The sequence below is a fragment of the Paraburkholderia sp. genome (assembly GCF_026225065.1).
Lineage (GTDB): Bacteria > Pseudomonadota > Gammaproteobacteria > Burkholderiales > Burkholderiaceae > Paraburkholderia.
The window spans coordinates 1-3,364 of sequence record NZ_JAMFSB010000380.1 but is presented as its reverse complement, the minus strand read 5'-3'; the positions used below and the strand labels follow the sequence as shown (position 1 = coordinate 3,364).

The following is a 3,364-nucleotide window of genomic DNA, read 5'->3' as shown; positions in this document are numbered from 1 at the left end:
CCGACACGCCCGCTACGGTGCTTGCCGTGCAAGAGTTAGAACAGATGCGTCGCAGCAACCCCGCCGCCCGCGCCCTGCCCCTGCTCGAAGTATTGGCGAAACAGCGTCCGGCGAGCGTGGTGCTCGATTATCTGCAGGACGTGCAGCTTCAACTCGACATCACCGTGTCGAACAGTTCCAGCAAGGAGGCAGCGCCATGACTTCAACCCTGCCGCTTTCACCGCCGCTCGACCACGCGTGGATTGCCACGAAGATCCCGCATAGCGGCGCGATGTGCCTGCTCGACCACGTCGCAGAGTGGGACGCCGAGCATATCCGCTGTATGGCCACGAGTCATCTTGACGTGCATAATCCGCTGCGGGCACACGGACGCCTCGCGGCCGTGTGCGGCATCGAGTACGCTGCCCAGGCGATGGCCGTTCACGGTGCGCTGCTGGGCGCCTCCGGGCTGCAACGTCCACGGGCGGGTTTTCTGGCCAGCGTGCGGGAAGTCGACGCGCAGGTGGCGCGCCTCGATACACTGGATGGACCGTTGAGCATCGAAGCTGAACGCTTGAGCGGCAACGATAATAATATTCTGTACCACTTCGCATTGCGCTGTGATGAGCTCCTGCTGCTGACAGGCCGCGCCGCCGTCATGCTCGATGCGAGCAGTGCCCTTTAGGGTTTCCTTGATTCACCTTTGATTTGTCTTTCAACGGCCGGGCTCACGTTGAGCCCGGCGCTACTTCAGGACCTGTGTGATGAAGAAGCTCAGCGCGTTGTCCGCGCTTATAGCAGTGACGTTTGCCTCGCTCGCTCCGATGGCCCATGCGGACGTCTCCGATGCCGCGCATCAATTCAAGAGCGATGTGAAGACCGCCGGAAAGGAAACCGGACACGCGTTTCGCGATGCCGGTCATGCGGTTGCGCACGGTGCGAAGGCGACAGGCCATGCGGTGGCGCATGGCGCGAAGACCGCCGGGCACGCGGTTGGGAACACGACTAGCCGCGGGTATCACAAGACCAAGAGCTGGGTAAAAGAGAAGACCTCCTGACCGGTTCGCATCGGCTTGGGCACCGGCGCTCTCGTCGCCCTTGCCCTCCCCCGCATCAGCGCATGTTTCCCGTGTGTCCTAGCGAATAGCGTCCCGGCTGCGGCCACACCGTCAAGCCATGCGGTTCCATGCCGACCGGAATCAGATGCATGGCGCCCGAGGTGGTGTCGATCGCGTACACCACGTCGTCGAAGCGGCCAGACAACCATAGCGTCTTGCCGTCCGCGCTGACATTACCCATGTCGGGACTGCCGCCGCCGGGAATCGGCCATGTGGCGAGTACCTTGCGCGTCGCAAAGTCGAGCACCGAAATACTGCCCGGCCCATGTTTGGGCCCATGCACACGATTCGAGCCGCGGTTCGAGATGTACAGCTTCGTGCCGTCGCGGCTCGGATACAGCCCATGCGTGCCGATGCCGGTATGAATAAAGTCGACCTTGGCGAAACTATCGCCATCGACCACGAACACACCATCGGCCATCATGTCCGCCACGTAGAACACCTTGCCGTCCGGCGAGATACGGATGTCCTGCGGCATGCCCTTAGCGTCGAGCTGCAGATAGCCCAGCACCTTGCGGTTCACCATATCGATTTTCGCCAGCTTGCCGCCGAATTCACAGGTGAAGAGCGCGTATTTTCCGTCGATCGAAAAATCCGCGTGATTGATGCCCTTGCACTCAGGCACTTCGAGGCTGGACTTGAGCGCCATCGTGTGGGCGTCGCGGAAGTCGAGCCGGGCGCGCGCCTCGGCCACTACGATCGCTTCCTTGCCATCCGGCGTGAAGTACATGTTGTAGGGATCGTCGACCATGATCTCCTTGCCCGGCTTGCCCGTTTTCGGATCGATCGGAGTCAGGCTGCCATCCAGCCGGCCTTCGGCATTGTTCGCGACCCACAGCGTCTGCAGATCCCATGAGGGCACCACGTGCTGCGGACTGCGTCCAACTGCAAATTTGTCCACCACCTTGAAGGTGGCCGGATCTATCACGTAGACATCGTTCGAGCGCAGGTTCGGCACGTAGATGCGTGGCAGCGCGCCTGCCACGGCTGCGCTCATGTGATTCCCGCCCGCTTCGCTGTACAGGTTGGCCGCGTTGACCACCGGCGGCATGCCCGCCACGGTCGTGACGGCGGGCGCTGCCTCTGCGGCAAGGCTAGTCATCCATAGACCCGACAGGACTGCCCCAACCAACGACACGAGCTGCATCCAGCGACCGGAACGGTAAGCCATAGCGATGAACTCCATGAACGAGCGGCATATAAGGGCAACGAGAGGACAACGAGGACAACGCGGCCGACAACCCCATGCACAACGCGCACACCTCAGTGCCCCGCCGTATCTTTCCTGATTGCTTCCACAGTGCGCGACACGATCGCGTCGATGCCTTGCTGACCGAGTTCGGCGCTCGCGCGGCGTGGATCGCCGCCGTACACGCCGTCGGCGGCCCCTGGCTTCGGACCGCTGCGCAGCTTGTCGAGTCGGACCATTTGCGGCGCCACCGCGAGCAGCAGCGAAACGTCTGCGAGTCCCGCATGCGTGCCGATCTCGTCGTCATGAAAGCCATGCTCGCGCAGAATCGCGTTGAAGCCGTCCGAACTCGTGCCGTAGTACTCCGGCGGCACGAAAGCACGCGTCGAAGTGCCGGCCCACGACTTGTTCAACTGCGCGACGACGTGCTTGAGATCGTTCTGATAGCCGCCGTGGTCGCCGAGAAACACGATGTTTTTAAAGCCATGCACAGCGAAGCTGTTGGCGGCGGATTCGAGCATCTTTTCGAAGACGTCGTCCGGAATCGTGATGGTGCCCGGAAAGCGCATGTGCGACGTGGGCGGCGCATAACCGCCCTCCGGTACATAAGCCACGATCGGCGCGACGAGCGCATTGCCGAGCCCCTGAGCAATACGTTGCGACAGCACCGCGACCCGCGCATTGTGCTTGCCGAGCGCGACGTCGGGTCCGCTTTGCTCGGTGCCGCCGATGGGAATGATGATGGTGGTCTTGCCTGCCGCCACCTCGTCACGCACCTCTGTCCAGGTGAGGTTTTCGAGGAACACGGTTTTCGGCGCTTGCGCGAGAGCTGTCTGGGTGGCGATCAGCAACACGATCGTGGCGAGCGTTCGCTGCGGTGAGAAGCGCATGAGGCGGCCCTATCCCGGGAGATTGACGACGCCTTCGAGTATATCCGTCGCTCGTGCTCGCCGAGAGGCATTTACCGGACGCGGCAGTCCGCAAAACAGGGCCTGTGTTGCGGGTTATCCCTGGGGTGTTTCGCGCATACAACCTTTCTTTTAGCTTTCTTTATTCTTTCATTTAAGGTTAAATTGGG

The 3,364-nt window shown here is 61.9% G+C and carries 4 protein-coding genes and 1 pseudogene; 3 read left to right on the top strand and 2 right to left on the bottom strand.

Features of this window, described 5'->3' with window-relative positions; genetic code table 11:
• From M0954_RS26650 to M0954_RS26640, 3 genes and pseudogenes are all read left to right on the top strand, one after another.
• A pseudogene (locus tag M0954_RS26650) lies at positions 1-200 on the top strand (3-oxoacyl-ACP synthase); the annotation flags it as partial.
• Positions 197-664: a hotdog family protein gene (locus M0954_RS26645; protein ID WP_297356453.1), complete on the top strand. Its 468-nt coding sequence runs from the start codon at positions 197-199 to the stop codon at positions 662-664. The pseudogene M0954_RS26650 and the gene M0954_RS26645, both read left to right, overlap by 4 nt.
• 79 nt (positions 665-743) lie before the next feature.
• Complete coding sequence (locus M0954_RS26640; RefSeq protein WP_122154776.1) at positions 744-1,037, top strand: hypothetical protein; 294 nt, start codon at positions 744-746, stop codon at positions 1,035-1,037.
• Between the two features lie 55 nt (positions 1,038-1,092).
• On the opposite strand, the gene M0954_RS26635 is transcribed toward M0954_RS26640, so the two are convergent.
• Together M0954_RS26635 and M0954_RS26630 are read right to left on the bottom strand one after the other, a co-directional pair.
• Positions 1,093-2,199, bottom strand: a complete 1,107-nt coding sequence (locus M0954_RS26635; RefSeq protein ID WP_297356455.1) for a YncE family protein — start codon at positions 2,197-2,199, stop codon at positions 1,093-1,095.
• Positions 2,200-2,360: 161 nt separating this feature from the next.
• Positions 2,361-3,176: a creatininase family protein gene (locus tag M0954_RS26630; protein WP_297356451.1), complete on the bottom strand. Its 816-nt coding sequence runs from the start codon at positions 3,174-3,176 to the stop codon at positions 2,361-2,363.
• Between the last annotated feature and the right edge of the window lie 188 nt (positions 3,177-3,364).